The organism is Bacillus sp. UMB0893, from assembly GCF_002858905.1.
In the GTDB taxonomy this organism is placed as follows: Bacteria; Bacillota; Bacilli; order Bacillales; family Bacillaceae; genus Bacillus_P.
Genome location: NZ_PKLB01000001.1, coordinates 346,735 through 370,660, shown reverse-complemented (window position 1 = coordinate 370,660; position 23,926 = coordinate 346,735). Strand labels below are relative to the sequence as shown.

At 39.0% G+C, this 23,926-nt stretch carries 24 protein-coding genes; 6 read left to right on the top strand and 18 right to left on the bottom strand.

The features are described from left to right. Window positions 1–15 precede the first annotated feature (15 nt). The 5 genes from CYJ36_RS01895 to CYJ36_RS01875 all read right to left on the bottom strand — a co-directional run bounded on the left by CYJ36_RS01895 (window position 16) and on the right by CYJ36_RS01875 (window position 5,060). Window positions 16–558 (bottom strand): DUF420 domain-containing protein, encoded by a 543-nt coding sequence (locus tag CYJ36_RS01895; RefSeq protein WP_101564247.1) that lies wholly within the window; start codon window positions 556–558, stop codon window positions 16–18. Between the two features lie 122 nt (window positions 559–680). Beyond that, on the bottom strand, window positions 681–2,357 hold the full coding sequence (locus tag CYJ36_RS01890; protein WP_101564246.1) for a sigma-54 interaction domain-containing protein: 1,677 nt from the start codon (window positions 2,355–2,357) through the stop codon (window positions 681–683). A 5-nt stretch (window positions 2,358–2,362) separates the two neighbouring features. After that, on the bottom strand, window positions 2,363–2,683 hold the full coding sequence (locus CYJ36_RS01885; protein WP_101565599.1) for a DUF3870 domain-containing protein: 321 nt from the start codon (window positions 2,681–2,683) through the stop codon (window positions 2,363–2,365). Window positions 2,684–3,285: 602 nt separating this feature from the next. After that, a complete protein-coding gene (locus CYJ36_RS01880; protein WP_101565597.1) occupies window positions 3,286–4,500 on the bottom strand; it encodes an acyl-CoA dehydrogenase family protein in 1,215 nt (404 codons plus the stop codon). 380 nt (window positions 4,501–4,880) lie between these two features. Beyond that, a complete protein-coding gene (locus tag CYJ36_RS01875; protein ID WP_101564245.1) occupies window positions 4,881–5,060 on the bottom strand; it encodes a hypothetical protein in 180 nt (59 codons plus the stop codon). Between the two features lie 149 nt (window positions 5,061–5,209). On the opposite strand from CYJ36_RS01875, the gene CYJ36_RS01870 reads away from it, so the two are divergent. Further along, window positions 5,210–6,271: a DUF3900 domain-containing protein gene (locus CYJ36_RS01870; protein ID WP_101564244.1), complete on the top strand. Its 1,062-nt coding sequence runs from the start codon at window positions 5,210–5,212 to the stop codon at window positions 6,269–6,271. A gap of 55 nt (window positions 6,272–6,326) precedes the next feature. Here CYJ36_RS01870 and CYJ36_RS01865 read toward each other — a convergent pair whose 3' ends face one another. The 6 genes from CYJ36_RS01865 to CYJ36_RS01835 form a co-directional block, all read right to left on the bottom strand. Next, complete coding sequence (locus tag CYJ36_RS01865) at window positions 6,327–7,049, bottom strand: amino acid ABC transporter ATP-binding protein (protein WP_101564243.1); 723 nt, start codon at window positions 7,047–7,049, stop codon at window positions 6,327–6,329. Further along, window positions 7,046–7,702 carry an amino acid ABC transporter permease gene (locus CYJ36_RS01860; protein WP_101564242.1) on the bottom strand — a complete coding sequence of 219 codons (657 nt, stop codon included), beginning with the start codon at window positions 7,700–7,702 and terminating at the stop codon, window positions 7,046–7,048. The genes CYJ36_RS01865 and CYJ36_RS01860 overlap by 4 nt, the downstream gene beginning before the upstream one ends. Window positions 7,703–7,743: 41 nt before the next feature. Further along, window positions 7,744–8,556, bottom strand: a complete 813-nt coding sequence (locus CYJ36_RS01855) for a basic amino acid ABC transporter substrate-binding protein (RefSeq protein WP_101564241.1) — start codon at window positions 8,554–8,556, stop codon at window positions 7,744–7,746. Window positions 8,557–8,905: 349 nt separating this feature from the next. Beyond that, complete coding sequence (locus CYJ36_RS01845) at window positions 8,906–9,946, bottom strand: alpha/beta fold hydrolase (protein WP_257962365.1); 1,041 nt, start codon at window positions 9,944–9,946, stop codon at window positions 8,906–8,908. After that, window positions 9,936–10,487: a hypothetical protein gene (locus CYJ36_RS01840; RefSeq protein ID WP_101564238.1), complete on the bottom strand. Its 552-nt coding sequence runs from the start codon at window positions 10,485–10,487 to the stop codon at window positions 9,936–9,938. The genes CYJ36_RS01845 and CYJ36_RS01840 overlap by 11 nt, the downstream gene beginning before the upstream one ends. A gap of 28 nt (window positions 10,488–10,515) precedes the next feature. Further along, window positions 10,516–11,292: an SDR family oxidoreductase gene (locus CYJ36_RS01835; protein WP_101564237.1), complete on the bottom strand. Its 777-nt coding sequence runs from the start codon at window positions 11,290–11,292 to the stop codon at window positions 10,516–10,518. Between the two features lie 235 nt (window positions 11,293–11,527). Between CYJ36_RS01835 and CYJ36_RS01830 the strand changes: the two genes are divergently transcribed. Beyond that, complete coding sequence (locus tag CYJ36_RS01830; RefSeq protein ID WP_101564236.1) at window positions 11,528–12,577, top strand: lactonase family protein; 1,050 nt, start codon at window positions 11,528–11,530, stop codon at window positions 12,575–12,577. A gap of 63 nt (window positions 12,578–12,640) precedes the next feature. Here CYJ36_RS01830 and CYJ36_RS01825 read toward each other — a convergent pair whose 3' ends face one another. After that, the gene (locus tag CYJ36_RS01825) at window positions 12,641–13,267 is read right to left on the bottom strand and encodes a peptidylprolyl isomerase (RefSeq protein ID WP_101564235.1); all 627 of its coding nucleotides are present in this window, start codon (window positions 13,265–13,267) and stop codon (window positions 12,641–12,643) included. Next, window positions 13,264–14,268 carry an LLM class flavin-dependent oxidoreductase gene (locus CYJ36_RS01820; protein WP_101564234.1) on the bottom strand — a complete coding sequence of 335 codons (1,005 nt, stop codon included), beginning with the start codon at window positions 14,266–14,268 and terminating at the stop codon, window positions 13,264–13,266. Before CYJ36_RS01820 ends, CYJ36_RS01825 begins: the two co-directional genes overlap by 4 nt. Window positions 14,269–14,458: 190 nt before the next feature. On the opposite strand from CYJ36_RS01820, the gene CYJ36_RS01815 reads away from it, so the two are divergent. Beyond that, entirely contained in the window at window positions 14,459–14,851 is a 393-nt protein-coding gene (locus CYJ36_RS01815) for a DUF559 domain-containing protein (protein ID WP_101564233.1), read from the top strand. An 852-nt stretch (window positions 14,852–15,703) separates the two neighbouring features. On the opposite strand, the gene CYJ36_RS01805 is transcribed toward CYJ36_RS01815, so the two are convergent. The 4 genes from CYJ36_RS01805 to CYJ36_RS01790 all read right to left on the bottom strand — a co-directional run bounded on the left by CYJ36_RS01805 (window position 15,704) and on the right by CYJ36_RS01790 (window position 19,261). Then, entirely contained in the window at window positions 15,704–16,270 is a 567-nt protein-coding gene (locus CYJ36_RS01805) for an MEDS domain-containing protein (RefSeq protein WP_101564231.1), read from the bottom strand. A 158-nt stretch (window positions 16,271–16,428) separates the two neighbouring features. Further along, window positions 16,429–17,268 carry an STAS domain-containing protein gene (locus CYJ36_RS01800; RefSeq protein WP_101564230.1) on the bottom strand — a complete coding sequence of 280 codons (840 nt, stop codon included), beginning with the start codon at window positions 17,266–17,268 and terminating at the stop codon, window positions 16,429–16,431. A gap of 98 nt (window positions 17,269–17,366) precedes the next feature. Beyond that, window positions 17,367–18,323 carry an ABC transporter permease gene (locus CYJ36_RS01795; protein ID WP_101564229.1) on the bottom strand — a complete coding sequence of 319 codons (957 nt, stop codon included), beginning with the start codon at window positions 18,321–18,323 and terminating at the stop codon, window positions 17,367–17,369. Further along, entirely contained in the window at window positions 18,320–19,261 is a 942-nt protein-coding gene (locus CYJ36_RS01790) for an ABC transporter ATP-binding protein (RefSeq protein ID WP_101564228.1), read from the bottom strand. Before CYJ36_RS01790 ends, CYJ36_RS01795 begins: the two co-directional genes overlap by 4 nt. A gap of 226 nt (window positions 19,262–19,487) precedes the next feature. Here CYJ36_RS01790 and CYJ36_RS01785 point away from each other — a divergent pair, with 226 nt between their 5' ends. Both CYJ36_RS01785 and CYJ36_RS01780 read left to right on the top strand, forming a co-directional pair. Further along, window positions 19,488–20,000: an RNA polymerase sigma factor gene (locus CYJ36_RS01785; RefSeq protein WP_224773444.1), complete on the top strand. Its 513-nt coding sequence runs from the start codon at window positions 19,488–19,490 to the stop codon at window positions 19,998–20,000. Further along, on the top strand, window positions 20,001–20,915 hold the full coding sequence (locus CYJ36_RS01780; RefSeq protein WP_101564226.1) for a hypothetical protein: 915 nt from the start codon (window positions 20,001–20,003) through the stop codon (window positions 20,913–20,915). It begins immediately after the preceding gene. A gap of 364 nt (window positions 20,916–21,279) precedes the next feature. On the opposite strand, the gene CYJ36_RS01775 is transcribed toward CYJ36_RS01780, so the two are convergent. Next, complete coding sequence (locus tag CYJ36_RS01775; RefSeq protein ID WP_101564225.1) at window positions 21,280–21,675, bottom strand: peptidoglycan-binding domain-containing protein; 396 nt, start codon at window positions 21,673–21,675, stop codon at window positions 21,280–21,282. Window positions 21,676–22,381: 706 nt separating this feature from the next. Here CYJ36_RS01775 and CYJ36_RS01770 point away from each other — a divergent pair. After that, a complete protein-coding gene (locus CYJ36_RS01770; protein WP_101564224.1) occupies window positions 22,382–23,917 on the top strand; it encodes a glycine betaine uptake BCCT transporter in 1,536 nt (511 codons plus the stop codon). Window positions 23,918–23,926 lie beyond the last annotated feature (9 nt).

Sequence of the window (23,926 nt, the reverse complement as noted above, 5' to 3'; positions counted from 1 at the left end):
CTGCTGAGCTTTTTCTTAATAATACGGAGAAATCATCAAGTAAACAATAACACCCGTGAAACTTACATAAAGCCAGATCGGCATACTCCAGCGCACGATTTTACGGTGCTTTGTAAGCTGTCCTGTCCAGCCCCATACAAGGGAGAACAATGCCAGCGGCACAATAATTGCAGCAAGGAAGCTGTGTGTAATCAAGATAAAGAAATATACATTGCGGATGAATCCTTCTCCTCCAAAACGAGTCGTTTCCCCTGACATGTAGTGATACGTCAGATATGACACACAAAAAAGCAAAGTTGTTGTAAAAGCGGCTAAAATAAAGCCTTTATGCAGCTTAACATTTTTTTTGATAATCGAGACGAGCGCGATCACTAAAAACACAAATGTAAAACTGTTTAGCACGGCGTTTATGCGCGGAAATATATGAATATCAAACTTAACTTCGCCGCCATAGCCTATCGGTAAAAAGAACAAACCCAATATAATCGCATTTACGACCAGGGAAAGTGTCACAATAATCGCTGTATAATTCTTGCCTGAGCGAGCTGTTTCTTCCATAGTATTCTCTCCTCATGATTCAATATCTCCTATTGTACCACGAGATTATCTGCTAAGATTCGACAATTGTATGAAGGATCTGCGCAAAAATTATATAGATCAGATGCTTAAAAATGGACAGCTTAATCAAAACTCAATCCATATTTCTTAAGCTTTCTCACGATTGTTGGCTGGCTGCTGTCCAAAGCATCTGCAATTTCATACGTTGATTTATACGTTTTAACCGCAAGTGCCAATATTTTTTCTTCTGCCAGCTCTGCCGCTTCCTTTAAGGTCACAATCTTTGACACTTGCAGAGGAGATTGATCTGGCTTTTGATATTCAGCAGGCAAATGTTCAATCTTTAAGAGGTTCTCTTCATTTATTAAGACTAGTCTTTCAATTAAGTTGGAAAGTTCCCGTACATTTCCCGGCCAGCTGAAGGTGTAAAAATAGTTTTTTAGTGCAGCATTCATTTCTTTTTGTTTTTTGTATTTTTTATTTGCTTTTTCTAAAAAAAGAGCTGTTAACGGCAAAATATCGCTTTTCCGGTCACGCAAGGCAGGAATAAGGATCGGAACAACATTTAACCGATAAAACAAATCCTCGCGAAACTCACCTCTTTGAACCATATCTTTGAGATCTTTATTCGTTGCAGCCAAAATTCTGACATCCACCTTTTTCGCAGCTGTACCGCCCACACGCTGTATTTCTTTTTCTTGAATGACTCTTAAAAGTTTCACTTGCAAATTTAAAGGAAGCTCGCCAACTTCATCTAAAAATAAGACGCCTTTCTCGGCCATCTCAAACATACCTGGTTTCCCCTGTCTATTTGCTCCGGTAAAGGCGCCTGCTTCATAACCGAAAAGCTCCGATTCAAGCAATTCTGGCGGGATCGCCCCGCAATTCACTTTAATGAACTGTCCTTTTCGTGCACGGACGCTTTTACTGTAGATATATCGGGCAAACACATCCTTCCCGACACCTGTTTCACCTAAAATCAGTATCGTCGCATCCACATTCACAACTCTGTCCGCCGTTTCATAAATCGCATTCAACTCTTCACTTTCAATGACTACATCCTGGCTTCCATTGGACTTTCCTTTTAAGCGCTCAATTTCTTTTTTATAGCTGTCGTTCAGTTTCGTCGCTTTTCGAAGTGCGCTCTGCAAGTCGTTCAGCTCAGAAAGATCACGAATATTCGTTACGATACTCTCAATTTCACCATGATCATTAAAAACCGGATTTCCCGTCAGCAGCGTTTCTTTTCCGGCCCGGTTCAGCTGAACGACTGAAACGCTGCGTTTTTTTTCTAACACTTTGTGCGTAACCGAATTTTCAAGAATACCGCGATCAATCAATTCATTAACGCTTTTCCCGATATAGTAATGTTTTGGAATTCCAGTAATCCGTTCAATAGCGGAATTCGTCTTTAACGTCACACCGTCTTTATCAGTAATATAGATCCCATCATAGGAATTCTCAATAATTGCATCAAGTTCCCGGTTAACCCGTTTTGATTCCTTCAGCTCATTAATCAAGGAGATCAACTCTGTGGAAGCGGTTCCAATATAGAGATTCCTTTTAGTGGCATCAAGCCCCGTCTTGATAAAAATACAGCTTGAACCGCTGCAGCTCGCATGGATCAGCTTCCCGCCCTCCAGTTCTTCCCATACATCGAATAACTCTTTCACATTGATATTTTGGATAGAACTGCGTTTGGTGAATTCCATAACAAACGCATTGCTGTGTAAAATTTCATTGTTCCCTGCAGTAACAATACATGGAAATGGAATGCTCTCGATGATCTTCGCATTCATGGCTGTCACCTCACCATTTTTAATTGCTGATATTGAAAATGAAGATCAGATAAAGCAGCAACAATTGCATGTATTGCTTTGCCGCAGTAATTTTCTTTTACGTGCTGTATCAATTCTTCTACGCCATTCTGCAGACTATAGCCTCTTAGCAAGCGTCCGACAAAATCTCTGCCATGTTCAGTTGCCAGCGTACAGGAAGCCTCTAAAATGACAGCGAATCTTTTATCAATTTCAACTGTGATAGTCAACATATCGTACACGTTTTTTGCAGCCATCCCTGCAGGCAAACGTGCATGGCCGGCAATAAACATCGTCTGTGAATGCATCGTGCAGCCCGTCCTTTCGACAAGAACCTCAATTTGTTTATGACTTACTTCTTTATTTACCCGAGGATTTCCTGCATTTAATAGTGATATTAAAGGATGGACAGGCATTTCCAGTTTCAACTTTCAAAAATGAACAGCCAACTATTAAATTTCGTGATCCAATTATCATTTTACTAGCGAAAACCATTGTTCTATTTTCAACTTCTTACTTATGGCCAGCTTACGATCAAGTTCGCAGGGCAAACTATCAAATTTGGTGATCTAACTATCATAAATTGCTTTTTACTATCAAAAACCTTTGTTCTATTTTCATCTTCTTAATTTGGACTAGCTTACTATTAAGATTGGAGTGCCAACTATCATATTCGATGATTCAATTATCATAAATTGACTTTTACTAGCGAAAACCTTAGTTTTATTTTCATCTTCTTACTTTTGGCTAGCTTACTATCAAGTTGAAGGGCCAACTATCAACTTCGGTGATCTAACTATCATAAATTGCTTTTTACTGGAGAAAAACATTATTCAATTTTCAACTCATAATTTGCTTCAATTCAATACCATATCAAAACCCGCAGCTTAAGGCTGCGGGTTTCATTCAATTAACTTTCAACTTTTTCCTTAGCATCCTCAAACGGCCAGCTTGGCAGCATACTCGAAAGCGCCTTATCTTCTCTGTAGCCTAAAACATACTCAGCCTGCATAATCGTGTGAATTTCTCTTGTACCCTCATAAATAACCGGAGCCTTGGAATTTCTCAAGAAGCGTTCCACGGGGTATTCATTAGAGTATCCGTATGCACCGTGAATTTGTACGGCATCGTTTGCCGCTTCGTTTGCGAAATCACAAGATTGCCATTTTGCAAGGGACGTTTCTCTCGTATTTCGTTTTCCTTCATTTTTTAAACAGCCTGCACGGAAGACAAGCAGACGTGACATGTGATAGCCAGCTTCCATTTTTGCAATCATTTGCTGAACAAGCTGATGCCTGCCGATTTCTTTCCCAAACGTTTTCCTTTCGTGACAGTAGTTCACGCTTTCTTCAATACATGCTTGGATTAACCCGCATGCGCCTGCTGCCACTGTGAATCTGCCATTATCGAGAGCAGACATCGCGATTTTAAATCCGTCTCCCTCTTGGCCAAGCAAATTTTCTCTTGGAACTTTAATATGATCGAAGAAGATTTCTCCCGTGTTTCCTGCGCGTATCCCAAGCTTGCCTTTGATTGCTTTTGAATCGAATCCTTCCATCGTCCGTTCAACAATAAACGCGGATATGCCATGATGCTTTTTGCTCTTGTCCGTATAAGCAAACACAAGGAAATGATCAGCATAGTCACACAATGAAATCCATGTCTTCTGACCATTCAGTATGTAATGATCCCCATCTAAGACCGCTGTTGTCTGCAGCGCAGCTACATCAGATCCGGCATTAGGCTCTGTTAATCCAAATGCACCAACCTTTTCACCTTTCGCCTGAGGAACCAAGTACTTCTGCTTCTGCTCCTCATTTCCCCATTGAAGCAAGGTCAAACTGTTCAAACCCGTATGAACAGAAACCGCAGTCCGATACGCCGTATCCCCGCGCTCAAGTTCCTCGCACACAATCGCAAGCGTATTGTAATCCATTGCACTCCCGCCGTACTCTTCAGGAATACAAATCCCCATTAGCCCAAGTTCGGCAAGCTTTTTCAAAATTGCAGGTTCGAAATGCCCCAACTCATCCCATTCTGCGATATTTGGATTGATCTCCTTGTCTACGAAATCGCGCACCATTTTTCTCACTGCATGTTGCTCTTCTGACAGATTAAAGTTCATCATTCAATCCCATCCCCTTTTTGAATTTAGGAAACTCCAGCTTTTGAACAAAAAAAGCCAGCTGCACAATAAAGGCAGCTGGCTTATGTCAACGTTAAAGAATCTCTTCCATAGACAAATCAGCAGATTTGAATTAGTTATTAATTAAGCTGGTCATAACCTATTCCACGGATCACAAGAGGGCTAACTCAATAGGCGTGAAATACGTTTATGTAAGAGGATTATACACATAACAGAATAAAAACGCAATTATTTAATTGAAAATTCTATATTTTTAGATATTCTTCTGATTTTGCTTTTTCAATTCATCTTCAATCAGCTTTTCCAGCGTTTCTTTAGAACGGACGCCCGTAGCTTGTAACGATCACTTCATCGCTATTTTAAAAAGATTCATTGCTAGAATCTGCAACTGTCCGGGCTAAATCAATACCTGGAACCATCGGATAATTTTTAACAATTGATTTAGGAAGTGTGGCTAAGCCATCTTTATAATGGATGCTGGAATAAGCAACTTTAATTGTGGCGTCACCTTCTGGTAAATCTGCCAAAGTGAAAGGCATAATCTCTGTTTTGATCCACTCTCCTGCTTATCAATCACTAGGGTTCAAAACTTTCCATCATTCTTCTTTTGATAATTCCATTTTATTAGATTGACGGACATAGTCCAATCTTTTACACTTGAGGAATTGAAAAAGAAGCAGGTGAACCTATGGAATTTAAGATCAACTATCTCTCTTTTTACCTCATCCAGGTCGATGGAAAAGACGAGAATGCCAATAAGCAATACAAACACTTTCAAACATTAACGAGTGAAGAATACGAAGGGAATGCACTGAAAGACTTTTTAGACGGTGAATTAAAGAAAATCGTCAAGCGCAAGGTCGAAAAGAATCCGCGCAGCGAACAAGTTCCAACAAAACTTGGCTATTTTGTCGTAGAGCCAGGATATGAGCTAGACTCAAACCCGAACTATAACCTTTTCCACAAAGCGCTGACGGCTGATACAAAGGAATCCTTTAAAGAAGCAAGCGAACGATTTGTCGGCGCCTATTTGGATGCCAGTGCCGTTCGGGGAGGAGCCTTTTTAGTTCTTTCAGCAACTCCCGAAAAGTACTTTGAGGATACATTTCTGTTCATTCTAAAATGTGATTTTGAGCCAAAAGTTGCCTCTATCTCAGATGAATCTACATTGATCCGCAACGTACAAATGGCGATCACTACAAAAAACATGAAATCCATTCAATACCCCTTTATGCCAGAGGAAGGGATGACCGAACCGGGCGAACTGAAAATTCACCAGGCATCCCATGCCCGCTACTTTGAGGACTTCTTAAAATTCGTGGAGTACGGAGAATCTATGCCGGAAATCATGAAAACTCAAGTCATGAGCATGGTTCAGGAGCATGTCCTCGAAACATATGAGGAAAACAGCCAGGAACGCCAGCAGTTCGAGCATGACATGGAAATTTGGGAAGCAAGTGAAAAACGGGAGATACAAGAAAGGCTTGACACGCATCAGGTTATTGAAGCAGCTGCGCAGATTGTAGAACATACGCCTGAAGCTGAGCTAAAAATGAAGCTTGGTGAAACATCTATAAAAGGATTGCTTGCTGATTTTGGAGATAGTATTCATTTAGGAAAGATAAATGGACGGTATGTGCTCTTAGTTGAATCAGACTCGATTCAGTTTGAAAAGGGTGTTTCACCAATTGAGTTTCATCGGCCGGATGAGCTTGGGGAGATTATTGAGAGGATTAAGAATAGAGATTAATTTCCAGCCATTTTTCAGGTTGAAAGAGAATGCCTAATTGGGCATTCTCATCTCTTTATAAAATCTTACTAAGAAAACTCTTCGTTCGTTCATGCTTCGTATTCTCAAATAGTTCCTTTGGAGTATCCTCTTCGATAATCAATCCTTCATCGATAAAAATGACACGATCTCCCACTTCTCGGGCAAATCCCATTTCATGGGTGACAATCATCATTGTCATTCCTTCTTTAGCAAGCTGCTTCATGACTTCCAGCACTTCTCCGACCATTTCTGGATCCAAAGCAGAGGTAGGCTCGTCAAATAGCATGATTTTCGGTTCCATTGCAAGGGCCCTCGCGATGGCAACACGCTGCTTTTGACCGCCTGATAAGGAATCAGGATAGACATTTACTTTTTCAGACAATCCCACTTTTTTTAGAAGTTCAAGTGCTTTTGTCTTCGCTTTTTCCTTGCTCCATTTTCGCACGATGATTGGAGACACCATCAGATTTTCAAGTACGGTTTTGTGCGGAAATAAATTAAAGTGCTGAAAGACCATTCCGACATCTTTTCTGACAGCATTTATGTCGGTTGATCGGGCAGTCAAATCGACTCCCTCGATATACACATGTCCATCTGTAATGGTTTCTAATAAATTTATACACCGCAGCAAGGTTGATTTACCAGAGCCTGAGGGTCCAATAACGACGACAACTTCCTTTTGCTGTATTTCCATCGAAATTCCCTTTAAGACTTCGTTTTTTCCAAAAGATTTTTTCAGCGCTTTTACCGAGATCATTCTGTGTCTAACCTTCTTTCTACGTAATTTAGTAAATAGGTTAGGCTGAGTGTGAGTACTAAGTAAACGAAAGCGACTGTTAAGTACGGTTCCCAAATCCGGTAATATTGACCCGTTGCTGCCCTGCCCCAGTACATTAGTTCAGGCACTGAGATTAACGAAATCAGCGAAGAATCTTTCAACAGCACAATAAATTCATTTCCAAGCGGCGGTATCATTCGTTTCACAGCCTGCGGCAAGATTACTTCTTTCATCGCTTGAAAATGGTTCATTCCAAGAGATCTTGCTGCTTCCATCTGTCCTCTGTCAATTGATTTTATGCCAGCCCTGAATATCTCTGCAATGTAGGCGGCTGCATTTAAAGCTAGAGAGACAACACCTGAGATAATTGGATTCACTGTAGACATAAACAATGGCATCACGCCAAAATGAATAATAAATATCTGCACCAATAGAGGTGTCCCTCTGAAAAAATTGACATACCAGACAAAAGGAAGTTTAGCTAATGGATGATTCAGCATTTTTCCTATTCCAATAAAAAGACCTAAGATTGCCCCGAACAAAACTCCGAAAAATGTGATGCCGATTGTCCATAGAGTGCCTTTTAAAAAGAGCGGTAAATAATCAAGTATGATATCAAAACGGAAATCCATAGTTGTCTCCTTTGCAATGTAAATCGAATGAAAAGCCCTGCTTATTCAGCATCTAAGAGAGTCTCAACACTAGGCTCTTTGCCAAACCACTTTTCATAGATTTCTGCATACTTCCCGCTTTCAATGACCTCTTTAATTGCTTTATCAAACTCCGCCTTCAGCTTGCTGTCTTTCGGAAACATTAAGCCGTAAAATTCTGATTCGAAGCTCTTTTTATCTTCAATTGCTTCTACTTTACTGTTTGGATTATTTTTTACATATTCACTTGCAACAACATTATCTGTCACAACTACTTCAACGTCATTGTTTTCAAGTGCCATAAAAGCAACAGCTGTAGTTTCATATTTTGATATATTATTATTTGCTCCGACTACCTTTTCAGCTGCTGACTGGCCGGTTGTTCCATTCTGTACGCCAATTTTCTTCCCTTTAAGATCTTCAGCGCTTTTAATATCAGTACCTTCTTTAAAAACAATCATATGTGTCGATTCAAAATAAGGAGTTGAAAAATCATAGCTTTGTTTGCGGTCGTCATTAATTGTTATCCCTGAGATAGCCAAATCAATTTGTTTGCCTTGTACAGATGCAAATAATGGATCCCATCCGATGTTTTCGAGTTCATGCTTATAGCCTGCTTCTTTCATAACAGCTTCCAGAAAATCAACATCAAAGCCGACAATTTTATCTTTATCCATGTATTCAAATGGAGCAAATGCTGCATCGGTTCCAACTTTAAGAACTTTTTTCTCTTCTGACGCAGCACCAGTACTCGCTTTTTCGCTATTTCCGCAGCCTGATAACATGAGAACGAATGAAAATAATAAGACAAATATAAGTTTACTGTTGTTTTTCATAGAATTTTCCCCATTTCTAATTGTTTGTCATACGTTTTGCTCGTTCGATCCTTTCGTTTTCCACCTCCTTTTTTCCTATAAAATAACGAAATGTGAACTTTCTTAACATGAATGCACTTTTTTTCTATCATATTAGTTGACCGTTCTTTTTTCAATATAAATTTTTCTAATAGTTTGAAAATATAAAAAAAGAGAATACCATCAGCATTCTCTTTCTGCTTATCCACTTTATTTTGTAAGATTTATTAAAAAGTAATAATATACAATGCCTGCAAAACCGAAATATTCGAGTACTGGGGCAAGCTCGGGTTTCATAGCTTCTTCGAAATAATACATTCTTTTCCACCTTTCATAAAATTGGATTTGAACGCTGCGGCAGCCAGTCTGAAAGGACTTCCGGCAGCATTCCATCTTTCACAGTCAGAGGAACATGACCATTTTGTATGAGGCGAAATTCTTTATCTTTGCTTGAGATAAGTTTCATAATAGATTCGCTTTGCTCTTTCGGAACTAAACGATCAAATGCTGATGAAATCACGAGAACACTTGCTTTGATTTTTTTTAGATTTGCATTTTGATTATTGATCCGCAGTTTTCCTTTTGCCAGCTTATTCTTCTTCACAAGTTCATGAATCAAATCCTTTAAAGCTGCACCAGGAAAAGGAACGTAGCTCTTTGTCCATTTGTTGAAACGTCTCCATTTCATGACATACTCTTGATCGTCGGATTTTGCAAGGAGGGTGAGGTAGGGGCTGTAGTAGATTGGTGATGTCAGGAGTCTGATTCCTGCTTCGACATGGCTTGCAGGAATCAGACCGTATAAATCTATGGCTTCATCAAAATCAATTTTATTTTTTCTGAGCGCTTTCGTCCATTCATCAAATAAAGGAAAATGACGAAAATCGATTGGAGCGGAATATAGAATCAGATTTCGGATTGGTTCGTCAGCCAAGGAAGCATAAATCGCAGCAAGTGTGCCTCCAAGACAGTAGCCAATCACTGTCAGATCTCCTGCACCTGAATGTTTTAGAGCATGCCTTGCTGCTTCTTTTATATAACTTAAAATATAATCTGCAATTGATAAGTCTTTATCTTCGTAGTCAGGAATTCCAAAATCCAATAAATAAACATCAAAGCCATTGTTGACAAAGGATTCAATCGCACTGATGCCTGGCTGCAAATCAAGAATGTATGGTTCGTTCACAAGTGAATACACCATAAATAAAGGGGTACGATATTTCTTTTCTGAAGCAGGATAACACCATAAGGTTGCTTTGTTCTTTTTCCACACGGCTACTCTTGGTGTAAAGCCTGTTCGTATTTCATTATCATTCAGACTGCTGATGAAATTTTTCCACCGCTCCATCTCATTATCCAAATCAATCGTCAAAAAGAATTCTTCCCTTCTTTGTATTCTCATTTTTTCTTTGACTAGAAATAATCAAACTCTCAGAAGAGTTCCGTTTTTTTTCATGCGTTTGCTTGTGTTTCAGCTCGCAAACTGACTTTTGCAAACATTCCAGATGTGCTTCAAGCTTTTTTGCCGCGCAGGAAAATGTATGATTTTTTTTCAAATCTTGCACTGCTTTGCATAAGCATGCGGCTTTATCCTCAAGCTCATCAATCATAACTTCCGCTTTCTCCACTAAAGCACCGGGATTTTTTTTCATCTCGTTCGGCCAGACTGACATATGAGCTATTTTTTCATCCATTTGCAGCATCAGCTTTGCTGATTTCGCCAGATTAAGATTTTCTGAATGCTTTTCTGAAAGTTCCTTTGCCCTCTTTATTTTCCCAATTCCTGATCTCACTAGTATACCGGCAAACTCAACCACTTCCTTTTGATTGATTTTACTATGAATCTTATTGTTCAGAAGGTGTTCAAGCTCTCCTCCTTTTTCACTCAAAAGGTCATAAAAACTGCGTTCCATTTGAACGGATTCCTCCTTAAAAAATCGATTAAACTAATGTCGTTATTCCCCCATCAACAACTAAGACGTGCCCGATGACATAATCAGACGCTTTGCCTGATAAAAAAAGAATCGCACCATCTAAATCCTGCTCTTGTCCAAACCGTCTTGCCGGAACTCCTTTTAGAATCATCGCATTTTCTTTTTCAAGAACACTGCGCGACATTTTTGTAGGAAAAAATCCTGGCGCAATAGCATTCACCTGAATATTGTATCTTGCAAGCTTAACTGCTAAATCCTTTGTAAATGTCAGGACTGCGCCCTTGCTCGTACTGTAAGCTATTGTATCCAGCAATTCAGGGTGAGTCCCTCCCATGCCGGTTACAGATGCGATATTTATAATCTTTCCACTGCCTTGCTTCGTCATCACTTTTGCCGCAGCCTGACTGAACAAGAACAAGCCTCTGACATTTACATTCATGACTTTGTCCCATTTATCAGCAGGAAGTTCCAGCACTGGTGCCGTCCAAGATGTTCCGCTGTTGTTTACTAAGATATCAATCGTTCCAAACTTGCTGAGTGTTTCAGCAATCACTCTCTCAATATCCTGCTGATTTGTAACATCGCATGATAGGGCCAATGATTGAACACCTTTTCCCTTTATTTTTTCACTAAATTGCTCACAATTCTTCAAGTCACGTGAGCAAACGACGATATTCGCTCCAGCTTCTGCAAGTGTCATCGCCATCCTTGCGCCAAGACCCCTTCCCCCGCCTGTTACAATCGCAGTTTTATTTTTCAGGCTAAAAAGTTCATGTAAACTCAAGGTATAGACCTCCATTTCTTCCTATTAAAGATGTTTTATAATACCTTATAGCATAGTGAAAATTTGTGAAAAATGTGTCGAAAATGAGGGATTTGCCCCCGCATATTTTTACAAAAAATGAGTTTTTCTCATACAGAAGTTAGGGTATAGATAATAGAGAAACGCTTAAATGAAGAGTTCACATGCTTCATGTGCTAAAATAAATTCAGGACGTATTATACGAGGAGGAGTTAAAATGAAGTTTACTGGTTATATCGGTACATACACAAAAGGGGACAGCAAAGGCATCTACACGTTTACACTTGATGCAGAAGCAAAAAAATTAAGTGAAGCAAGCGTCGCTGCAGCTCTCGACAATCCTACATATTTAACGATCAGCAAGGATAACCGCTTTGTATATGCTGTTGCAAAAGAAGGTGAAGCAGGAGGAGTGGCTGCCTTTTCCAGAGACGAGGAAACAGGTGATTTAAGGGAATTAAATCGCCAGCTGCTTCAAGGCGCTTCACCTTGCCACGTCAGTGTTGACAGTGAAAATCATTTCATTGTTTCCGCCAACTATCATAACGGCACCATTGAGTCTTATGAAATGAACGCTGAAAGCGAAACCCTTTACCCCGCTCTATCAATTAAAAAGCACGAAGGTTCTGGCCCGAATAAAGACAGACAGGATGGACCTCATGCCCATTATGCGGGGTTTACTCCTGACCAAAAATATGTTGCCGCCATTGATTTGGGAACGGATAAATTGTATACGTACAAATTAAATAACGGTGAACTAAATGAAATCCACAGCCTTCATTTACATGCAGGCAGCGGACCACGGCATTTGACCTTCCATCCGAATGGTAAAGTGGCTTATGTAATGACTGAGCTAAGCAATGAAGTTGTTGTACTTGATTATAATGAAGAAGATGGCAGCTTTACTGAAAAACAATACATCTCTACGATTCCGGATGATTTCACTGAAAATAACCAGGGCAGCGCCATTCACATTTCATCAGATGGCCGATTTGTATATGCAGCAAACAGAGGACATGATAGCATTGCGATATTCAGTGTCAATCAAGACAACGGAGAATTGACATTTGTCGACCGCACGTCAACAGAAGGTAACTGGCCTCGTGACTTCGTCCTTGACCCAACTGAAACATTCCTGATTGCAACAAACCAGGAAAGCAGCAACCTTGTCTTATTTGAACGAAACCCTGAAACAGGAACGCTGAAGCTGCTTCAATCAGACGTAAAAGTTCCAGATCCGGTGTGTGTGAAGTTTTTAAATGTGTAAATCTATTTAAAATGATGAAAAAGAAAATAAAAACAAAAAGCAGCGGTTTCCCGCTGCTTTTCCTTATTCCACCGTTTCCGGCTTCTCATATTCTTCGCCAAATGTATCAACAGTGACTGATTTAATTTTTTGATCCTTGAGCGGTTTTTCACCTTCTGTTTCCGTATTCACAATTTCATCAACTGCTTCCATGCCTTCGGTTACTTTCCCGAAAGACGCATATTCGCCATCAAGGCTTGGTGAGTCAGCAACCATGATGAAAAACTGTGAGCCGGCGCTGTCAGGATCTTGTGCCCGTGCCATAGAAATCACGCCGCGTTCATGCTTGAGCTTATTTTCGAATCCATTTGAAGTAAATTCACCTTTTATGGAGTAGCCGGGGCCACCCGTTCCAACCCCTTCAGGGTCTCCTCCTTGTATCATAAAGTCTGGAATGACGCGATGAAAAATCAAGCCATCATAGAATTTATCATGAATAAGCGAAATGAAATTGGCAACTGTATTTGGTGCTGTTTCTGGATACAATTCTACTTTAATCTGTTTATCGTTTTCCATTGTAATCGTTACAATAGGATTTTTCTCAACTTTTTTTGCCGGTTTATCAGCAGAGCCTGAATTATCTGTTTGCGTTCCGCATGCTGCCATTAGAAGCAGAAACATCGTCATGATGACAAAACCTATTTTTTTCATTTGATCATCTCTCCCATTTCATTTGCAAGTAATTGATACGATTTTAAGCGGTCTTCATAGCTGTGTGTGATCGTAACGATCATTAGTTCATCTGCGCCATAGTTTTGCTTGATTTCCACAAGCTGCTTCTTTACTTTTGCCGGATTGCCAATGAACATTTTTTCATTGGCAGCCTTGATCATTTCAAGTTCCTCAGTACTGAATTCATAAGCTTTTGCTTCTTGAATAGATGGAATACCAGTAGTTTTCCCCTGTGCCTGCAGAATTCGCCAAAGATGTAAACTAAGAGCGATGTTTTCAGCTTGCTCTGTTGTTTCTGCACAAATAGCATTCACTGTCAAAATAGATTTAGGGTGCTGAAATCCATTTTTTTGCTGAAAATGATCATGGTACATACTTAGCAGGTCCTCTCCGTCACGGTCACTCATAAACTGACCGAACGCATATGCTGATCCGGTTTGTCCAGCAAGCTTTGCACTTTTATCACTTGTACCTAAAATCCACACTTCAGGTGAATCGTTAGGAATGGGTGCAGCTTTAATTTTAGAGAACATATTCTCTTTAGGAAAGTCATTATGTAAAAAATGAAGCAATTCATCCAATTTTTGAGGCATAATCTTCACGTTGCCGAGAAAATTATCAGATAACGCCATCGTCGCTTCCGCTGATCCTCCAGGTGCCCTTCCAATACCTAAGTCTATTCTGCCGGGAAAAAGTGTGCATAGCATATGAAATGTTTCAGCTACTTTATAAGGTTTATAGTGCGGCAGTAAAATGGCTCCGGCTCCAATGCGGATTTTTTCCGTTTGAGCACCGATATAGCTTAGCATCACTTCTGGCGCTGAACAGGCTAATCCAGGCATATCATGATGTTCCGCGATCCAATATCTGGTATACCCTAATTTTTCAGCTGTTTGTGCGAGCTTCAAGGATGCCTGCAAAGCTTCCTGCGGTGTGGCACCATTTGCGATTGGCGATTGATCGAGAATACTTAGCTTCAAGCCTTCCACTTCTTTCTGGATTTTGATAATGACCATTATACAGGTTAGAGTGCAATAAAAAGAAGCGAAGCGATTTGAGATTGTTACTGCCCCCATTTATTTTATCATGAATGTTTGTATAATTTACCACTAATTCTAACTAGAATGTTTCCTCGGAAACTGGCAAATGCTAATGTGCAGAGGTGATAAAGTGACACAAATTACGCTTTTATTTTTATTCTTTTTATGGCTGCCCTTACTGATTGCACTCATCTATTTTCATAAAGGAAAGAGGGATGATTTCTTTCAAAATCAAGATGAAAAATGTGAAAATAGGATGGAACGCAGACTATATGATACGCTTAGGAACAACGGTTATTATGTAAGAGTTAAAGAAAAATGCGGACCCTATACATTAGATTTAGTGCTTCCCTATTATAGAATCGCCTTGCGATGTGATACAGAAGGAAACAAGGTGGAAGATATCAAAAAAAGAAGATATCTTAAGAAACGAGGGTGGCGCGTGATTCCCATAAAGGAAAAAGAGCTGAATGGCAAAATCACAACGATATTAGCCAAAATAAAAACGAAAATAGCAAATTGACTTTTTATCATTGCAAAAAAGAAGAACGGATTTTCCTAACGTGTTCGGTTGCGGGGTGCAAACATATTAGCATAAGATTTAGCAAGCATCTGCCGGTCAGCAGAGTGCGTTTATTTGTACTGCTAATTCTAATACCATTTTAAGTGCGTATATAAAAATGAGAAACTCCAGATTTTTATGGAGTTCCTTTTCCTTCTTGAATTATTGCCCCCGATTGTTGAGTAAATGCTTATTTTTAATAAATAATCTATGTTAAAGAATAATGTTGATTTTTAAAATAAAGAATGAGAACTCCATATTTCCTTGGAGTTCCCTTGTTCCATTAAAGCCCTTTAGCGAAACAAGAATTACCTTCTTTTATTAATCAAATCAATTAAACAGTAAATTTGTGAAATTAAAAATGAAAGAAAAATAATAATGATGGTGCCAAATGTGTAAACTGCTTCTTCTGCGGGATTGCCACCGCCCGTATATATAGAACTAAATATAAAATAGAAAACCACACTCACCATTATGGTTAAGAAGAAAATCCTAATGTACTTTCCCATAACGTCTCCCCTTACATTGAAACAGTTGTTTTGCCTTTCCATTAATATAGTGTACGCCTTTTAATTTAATTCCTGCTTATTCAACAATCCTGCCTGATTGCTGAATAACTGTTATTTCCATTTTATCACAAATACACTGTTAAAAAGGGTATTTTGCAAGATGAAACACACCAATTATTCTGCTAATTGGTGTGTTAAACGATGTGTTATTTACTATGCTGTTTTAATGTTTTGCACCTCTGAACCGAACCCGTTAGGATTTTCCCCGCTCTTCTTTTCTTAAGTGTAAAAAGCAAGAAACAAGCTATTCTTGCTCATTTAATAAAGGAATGATGTCATCATCCGTCATTAAAAATCCATGGGACCTCTTTAATGATGCCTTAAGCGATGCAGGTACTCTGTCAGCATTATAAGCACAAACTGAAATTAGCCCCATTGAAGACACTGCTCTATTTGCTTGTTTTTCAAATTCTCCGATCACTTCTGTAATTTCTGCTACATTTCCCCACTCTACATGGGCCCAAGTTCGAATCGGGGTGATCTCTATTATGTATGGCTCTAATATTAAAGAAAAATAACTGAGTATCGTAGAAGCATGAAAATCACCGTTCAAACAGTAGAAATCAAAATTATTTACATAGTGTACCTTAGTAAGCTCGTCTTCTGTTAAATGAAGCACCAATTTCTTATATATTAATGAATATACTCTTTCGTTTTCTATGACAATCACGCGATCCTTCTGATCAATTCCTGAGCGAATATAGGAAACTGTATTTTCAATATATCGATCTAAATCATTAAAATAGTAAAAGATGTGGCCGCCTGTTGATTGCTGCAATTCTTTTGTCAGCTGCAGAATTTTCCTTTCCAATGTTCATTTCCCCTTTTTAGCTAAAAGCTAGAGCATATGGAAGTTTTATTATTGTATACATGTAATAAATTGTTTTAATTATGCAGTTAAACCTTGCTATTTCAAAGTTAAAAAAGAACCAATTCTTAATGAATTGGTATGCATAAAAGGATTGTACATTATTCTGCTGTATAAGTAGCGAGTGCCTGAGAAAGCGTCGATTTAATGGAGATTTTATCAAAAGTAAGTCCTAATTGCATGGAAGTCAGAGCAATTTCTGGGCGAATGCCAGATAGGGTTGATTCAATGCCAATTAAATTCAATGCATCAATAAGCTGGAAAATCTGATGTGCTACCATCGTATCAATCATTACAACACCAGATAAATCGATATACAAATGAGAAATTCCTTTTTCAGCACATTGATTCAGTGTATTTTCAAGAATCATTTTAGCCCTTGCTGTATCAATGTCACCTACAAGCGGAAGCAATGCTGTGTCATCTTGAAGTCTGATCACAGGCGAGCTAAGTTCATAGATCATTTCCTGCTGTGCTCTTAATTGTAACTCTGAGCTTTTCTGAGTTTCCTCAACAAATTTATAAATGACTTGATCGTGCGCTCTGACGATAATATCTTTCCAAGCATCGATCAGACCTTGGGAATATTCATCAGGATGAAGGCTTACGAAAGTCGCCACTTCATTTAAGTATTGGCTTCTCGTTCTCATAAATTCTTTTATAATGAACTGAATCGGCGTACTTAAATGTTCGCCATCCTGAGCCGTTTTAACGACCCACTCTTCAAAAAGTTCGAGAAAATCGATCTCATCTTCTGCGAAGACTTGTATAAATTGCTGGTGAAATTGCTGATTCTGCGCTTTAAGCGCCTGAATAACTTCAGGATCATTGGATGCATAAACACCGCCAGTTTTGGATTGATCAAGAGTTTGATACCATTCTTCTGTCAAATGATGAGCCCGCTGCTGTAAATAGTTGTAGAACTTTTGATTTCTGTGCAAGTTGTTTCTCCTCCTGAATACTCCACTTTTCTTTTTCACCTATTTTACTCTATAATTCAAAAAAGAACCAAATAAATAGGTTCTTTTAAGGAGGAAAATTATATACTGATATCTCTTTTTTGGAAATAAAGAAACGTCACTGTCATAAAAACCGCATAATAGACAGCTAAAATGGTTAAAGAAATTGGAAGCGTAATCGTTTCTAGAATCTTATCCTGATACGCATAAACCGTAAGATCGAGATGCGGGAAAATCAAAAATTTTGTCCACGCGTATTTTTCAGCTACAAAGAGAATGACATTCCCCACTGTCGATGAGAAAAAGAGAACAAAGATTCCAATTCCAACTGCAAGTGCCTGGCTTTTGAATAGAGTTGACAGCATAAATGCAATTGCTGTAACGATAACTAGACTTGGCAAGAAATAAAGAAGTTTCAGAAAAACTTGATCCCCAACCGCAACGATGTTTTCTGGATTCATTTGTCCATCCATTGACATCTCAAACATTTTTTCGCTGAAGCTGCCTGCTCCAAACAACACAAGTCCTGCTAAATAACCCATAATCATTAATACTGCCAGCAACAGCAGCGAATATAATGTTACTGAGATATATTTAGAAAGGAGAATGGCCCACCTTCTATGGGGGCGAATCAGCAGCTGTTTGATTGTTCCGTCAGAAAATTCGGATGCTACGTTTGCGCTGCACACAATAACTGCAAATAATGTTACAACGGTTGTCATCATAGACACGATATCATTAAGATAATGCCAAGCACTCTCTGCATTAGGGTTTATATCTTCTTCTAAATACATTTGCTTTTCAGCGATTTGCATGTGAAGCCATTCTTGTTCTTCTGCAGGTGTTTCTGTCAAATCCTTCTCCAGCTGACCAATTTCCATTTGCAGATCCTGACGCCAATCCTCACTTGGCTCGTCTGTAAATCTGTCATAAATCAAACCAGCTCCTGTCACCATCACAACGATTAAAACCAGATAGACCCAGCTGGACGCCTTCGTAAATATCTTCATCAATTCATTTTGAATAAGCCCGATCATATCATTTGCTCCTTCTTCTCTTTGTTCGTCAGCTCTAAGAAACGATCCTCGAGGGTAGCTTTATGGCTTGCAATTCCATAAACGCCAATTCCATTTGAAACAAGGAGCTGATTGATTTCCATGGTCGTTTCCTTGTCAATATGAAGCTTCAGTTGTTCACCATTCACTTCAATCGCCTCTTTATATAAACCATTTTCTTTTATGAGAATCGCTGCCTTGGAAGAGTCACTCACTTCAAATAGAACCTCGCGCGTTATTTTTTCATTTTCATCAAATGATTCGTTGATTGAAGAAATGTGGATTAATTTTCCTTTTTCAATTATGGCAAAACGATCGCACATCAGCTGCATTTCAGAGAGTAGATGCGATGATACTAAAACTGAAATCCCCTGATTAGCAAGTCCCCGCAAATAATCCCTGAATTCCCTAATCCCCTGTGGATCAAGTCCATTTGTCGGTTCGTCTAAAATCAATAAAGAAGGACTATGCAGCAATGATTGCGCAACGCCTAACCGCTGACGCATTCCAAGAGAATACGTTTTTACCTTTTGGTGAATCGCATCTTCCAAACCAACCAGCTTGATGACTTCGCTTCGGCGTTCTTCTGAAATCTCTTTTACAGCCATCCGTTCATAATGACGGATGTTTTTTAATCCGCTCATATATTTATAGAATTCCGGATTCTCAACGATCGCACCGATTTCACTCATTGCTTCCTTGAAAGAATCATCTAAATTGTGGCCATTAATGATAACCTTTCCGCCTGTGCGATTGATAAGACTTACGATCATTCGAATGATGGTTGTTTTGCCTGCTCCATTTGGACCGAGCAGTCCGAATATTTCTCCTTTTTCAACCTGAAAACTGACATCATCAACAATCGTTTTTTTACCAATCCTCTTTGTCAGAGACTGCACTTCAAGTGCATACTGCGTCATGTTTTTAGTCCCTCATTTCTTTCTGTCAATTTATGTATTCATTTGTAATACGCAGCAGCAGGAAAAAAGTTTCCATTATCTTAAAATTATTTAATTTGAACAAGCTTTCCTTTGATATAATGACATAGGTTTGGATTTTTTATCAGCTAATTTACATATTCTTGAAACTTATTGATTTTATTGACGTCATTACAGTAAGCAAAAAGGGTGGGGAAGATTGGATACAGTGAATGTTGAAAAGCTGATTGAAACGCACCGTCCAAGAATGGAGAAGACAATCAGGAAATTAATCAAGAATCCTTCTCTTGTTGACGACATCCTTCAAGACGCTTCCATCAAAATCTTTCGGTATTTTACAGAAAAAGAGAGAGAATTTCCTGAAAATATCGAAGCTTGGATAACAATACTATCGAAAAACACAACCTATGATCATCTAAGAAAAATGAAACGCAATCAAGATACGGTTCAGCATGTGAGTGAAGAATATAAACATCATGTCAATGTAGAACCTGAAACACCTGAGAGAGCTTTTCTATCAAAAGAAATGATTGGGGAAGTAAAAGAAGCCTTTCAAACACTTGATCAAGAAACAAGAGATATCCTCGTCTTAAGAAATCAAGGCCGTTCATATGAAGAAATCGCTGCAGCACTTAAAATTTCCCTTGCAAAAGTGAAGACAAGAGTATTTCGGGGCCGCAAGAAATTAATGGACGCTCTTAAAAGTAAGGGGGTGCTATAAATGAGCTGCGAGAAATGCCAAGAGAAGATTCTGATCTTTGATCAGCTATCAGAGGCTGAACAAGATACCTTACTTGAACATATTGGAGAATGCGATGAATGTTCGGAAGCCTTTGAACAATTTCTGCAAGTAGAAGAAGCGCTGGACGTCATCCTTCAAGATGAAGTCGCCATCCTTCCGCAAAAAATGGTAAAGAAACCAAATCCATATAAATATTTAAAACGCGCAGCACTCATTTGTGCATCCCTATTCATTATATGCCTTGCCGCGTGGAACACACCCCCAGTTAAAGCAGCGATTGAAAGAGCGCTGAACGAATTAATCGGGAATAAGTTTTTGGAAATGGACAAACCGCTCGAGCATAAGGGTGAGGATAAAGAGAAGAAGAAGAATATAGAAAGGATCATTTATACGGTTCATGAAACTCCTAAAGGAAATAAATTTATCTCTTATCAGTCAGGTTCTAAAAGCAGACGTGAGTACGAAAATGGAAATCTTGAAATTATAGATGGCAGCGTGCTCATCACCTACTATAAAGAAGAAAATGTTTATACGTCTGAAAAGTTGAGCGGTACAGTTTCGCAAATGACACAGGACATCTTTCAGGATCTCGATCCTGATCAAATTAAAAATTTAGGAGAAACGACAATTGTTGGGCGTAAAGCCAATATGTATGAAATTGACTTTGGTGACGGAACAATGGTTGAATACTGGTTTGACAAGGAAACAAACTGGATTATTAATGAGTATAGGCTAGAAAATGGAGAAAGATTGCCCAATGATGATGGACCAAAACTTCTCGAATTCAACGTGATTGAAGTAGAAAAAGGTCATAAATTATTTGATACAAGTCCTCCAGAAGGTGCGGAGCTAGTTGAATTTGATCCAATGAGAATACTAAAGCTTGATGATTAAGTCTGAAAATGCACAAAATGATCAACCTGCAAGAAAGAATTAAAGGCCAGGATCTTATTTAATGAAATCAAAGCCAAATTGCGGATTGATGCAGAAATCATTTGTGCAGATTGTATGGATGGGCAAAAAATAAGCGTTAAACATGGAAGTTCTGGCAATTTAACAATTGTCAGAGCTTCTTTCTTTTTTATTCATAGGTTTATGATGAATTTGCAAGGCTAATCTTCAAAAGTGCATTCCTTTTCGTTAAATTCACTTCTCAAAACACCTGAATTACTTGCCAAAACATGTAAAATACTTTCTACCATTCACCTCCTAAATTCACAAAAAAACTGATTCCCCCTTAAGGAACCAGTTTTTCCATCTAGCTTCTCGCAGTTGAAAGACAATAATACGTATCCTTTCCAACAATACCATCTGCAGCAAGTCCTTTATCCGCCTGAAACTCCTTGACTGCTCTTTCCGTTTGACTTCCGAATATACCATCAGCTGCACCTGGTGAATACCCAAGACATGACAGTGTTCTTTGGATACCCGTTACATACGAAGCCTTGTTACCGGAATAGCCATTTTTGGCCAGGTACGCAGATCCAAAGTCTATAGTAGTATTGCTTAGAACAACTCCGCATATTTCTGTGCCAGATTGAACATATCCCTTGTCAGACGTATTTACAATCCATTGATACCCTTCATTTTCTGTACGTACATCTTCTGTCCATGAACTTCTTCCATTGCATGAATAGGCTTTAGCGATCGACATTCTCATTTCCCCCTGGTCATCTTCATCCTGATCGGATGTTAAAATTCAATTCGTGAGCAAAGATTGGAAGACGTTTAAAAAATATGTATTCTCCTAAGCTTTTCGAACCGTACTATAGGTACGAATCACCAGACAGAAAGTTTCATATTTTTCAGGAAAAATGATCCATATTTAGTTTTTCTTCTGATTGAAAAAATAATAGATGATGGATAAATGTTCATTTTTGGTTTGTATCCCGATCATATAGGGAATTGTTCTCATAGGTTTGCTTCAAAACACAAAAATCTGCGAAACAATCATTCTAATTTCCCGATTACAAGTTTGTTAAAAGACTCCTTAGGAACAGACATTTTCTGCTCAGTAGTATATACTATTGAAGTATCTTTTAGGAAAATACCCATAACTCCCCCGCATTCGAGCAGTTTGTCCGCGAGACAGAAAAATAAACAGACAATCAAATATCCATCCAAAAACAAGGTGTTATTGCCTGAATTAATGTTCAGGCAGCTTAGTGTTCATGAGGAAATAATAGCTAAGTGAAAATGATTAGTTAACGTATTTTATTAACGCAATCTTTAAGGGTTAGTTACTATTGCTTCATAAAAAAAGAGAAAAGTAGAAATTGTTGGTTTTGCATGTTTTTGTGTTTTCCAATTGAAGTAAAGCCCTCTGCGAATCTATCAAAGATGGGAGATTTTATTTTAATATGAAAAATGTTTCAGCTGTTTTTTATGTTTCAGCTGCTATTTTGACGCTTCTTGTTTTGATTGGTGTAGTTGCACCATCTTCACTTGAGAGTGTCACAGGCAGTATGCAAGGTTTTATTACAGATAAACTTGGATGGTATTATCTGATTATTGTCACGGTATTTGTTTTCGTTTGTTTGTATCTGCTGGTAAGTCCGATTGGCCGGATTAAACTTGGGAAACAGGAGGATAAGCCTGAGTTTTCACGACCAACCTGGCTTGCAATGCTCTTTAGTGCGGGAATGGGAATCGGTCTGGTATTCTGGGGAGCGGCTGAGCCGATCAGTCATTATGCGATCAGTTCTCCTACTGGTGAAACCGGCACAGATCAAGCGATTCGGAATTCAATGAGATTTACCTTTTTCCATTGGGGGATCCATGCTTGGGCCATCTATGGAATTGTTGCATTAGTCCTGGCATACTTTACATTCAGAAAAGGCGAGCCTGGATTAATCAGTGCGACACTGAAACCTATTATCGGTGACCATGCAAATGGACCGATCGGAAAAGCAATTGACGTCATCGCTGTTATTGCAACTGTAATTGGCGTAGCCACAACACTTGGTTTTGGAGCTGTGCAAATTAACGGAGGTTTATCCTTCTTATATGACATTCCTTCAAATTTGGCAGTTCAATTCATTATTGTTGTCGTATTTACAATCCTTTTCGTCCTTTCTGCGCTTAGCGGATTAGGCAAAGGAATAAAGATACTCAGTAACGCCAATATGATTTTAGCATTTGCTCTTTTCCTTTTAATGTTCATTTTTGGACCAACCTTATTTACGCTTAATCTGTTTACAGACACGATCGGAACGTATCTGCAAAACCTGATGAATATGAGCTTCCGTATCTCTCCTCTTGATGAAGAAAACCGCAGCTGGATCAAAGGCTGGACAATTTTCTATTGGGCATGGTGGATTGCATGGTCTCCTTTTGTCGGCATCTTTATCGCACGTGTTTCAAAAGGCAGAACGATTCGTGAGTTTGTTATTTTCGTCTTGCTTATTCCTTCACTTATCGGATTTATCTGGTTTGCAACTTTTGGCGGTTCAGCTCTCCTGCTTGAACATGAGGGAGTCGCGAAAATTTCAGCATTAGCAACAGAAGAGTCACTCTTTGGTGTATTTGAAAATTATCCAATGGGCACCATTCTTTCTATTATTGCCATGCTTTTAGTCGGTACCTTCTTCATTACATCGGCAGACTCTGGAACATTCGTCCTTGGTATGATGACAACGAATGGCTCGCAAAATCCGAGCGGCAGCGTAAAAGTGATCTGGGGCGTATTCTTGGCCGCGATCGCTCTTGTCCTCCTTTATTCAGGCGGATTGCAGGCTCTGCAGAACACAATGATTATTGCAGCCTTGCCATTTTCTGTCATCATGGCACTGATGACCATAAGCTTAATGAAGGCATTAACAAAAGAAGCAAAAGAACTTGGCATGAATCAAGTTCCTGTTAAAAAACCAAAGAAAAAAGCAGAAACTCCAGCCTAACGGTTCGGA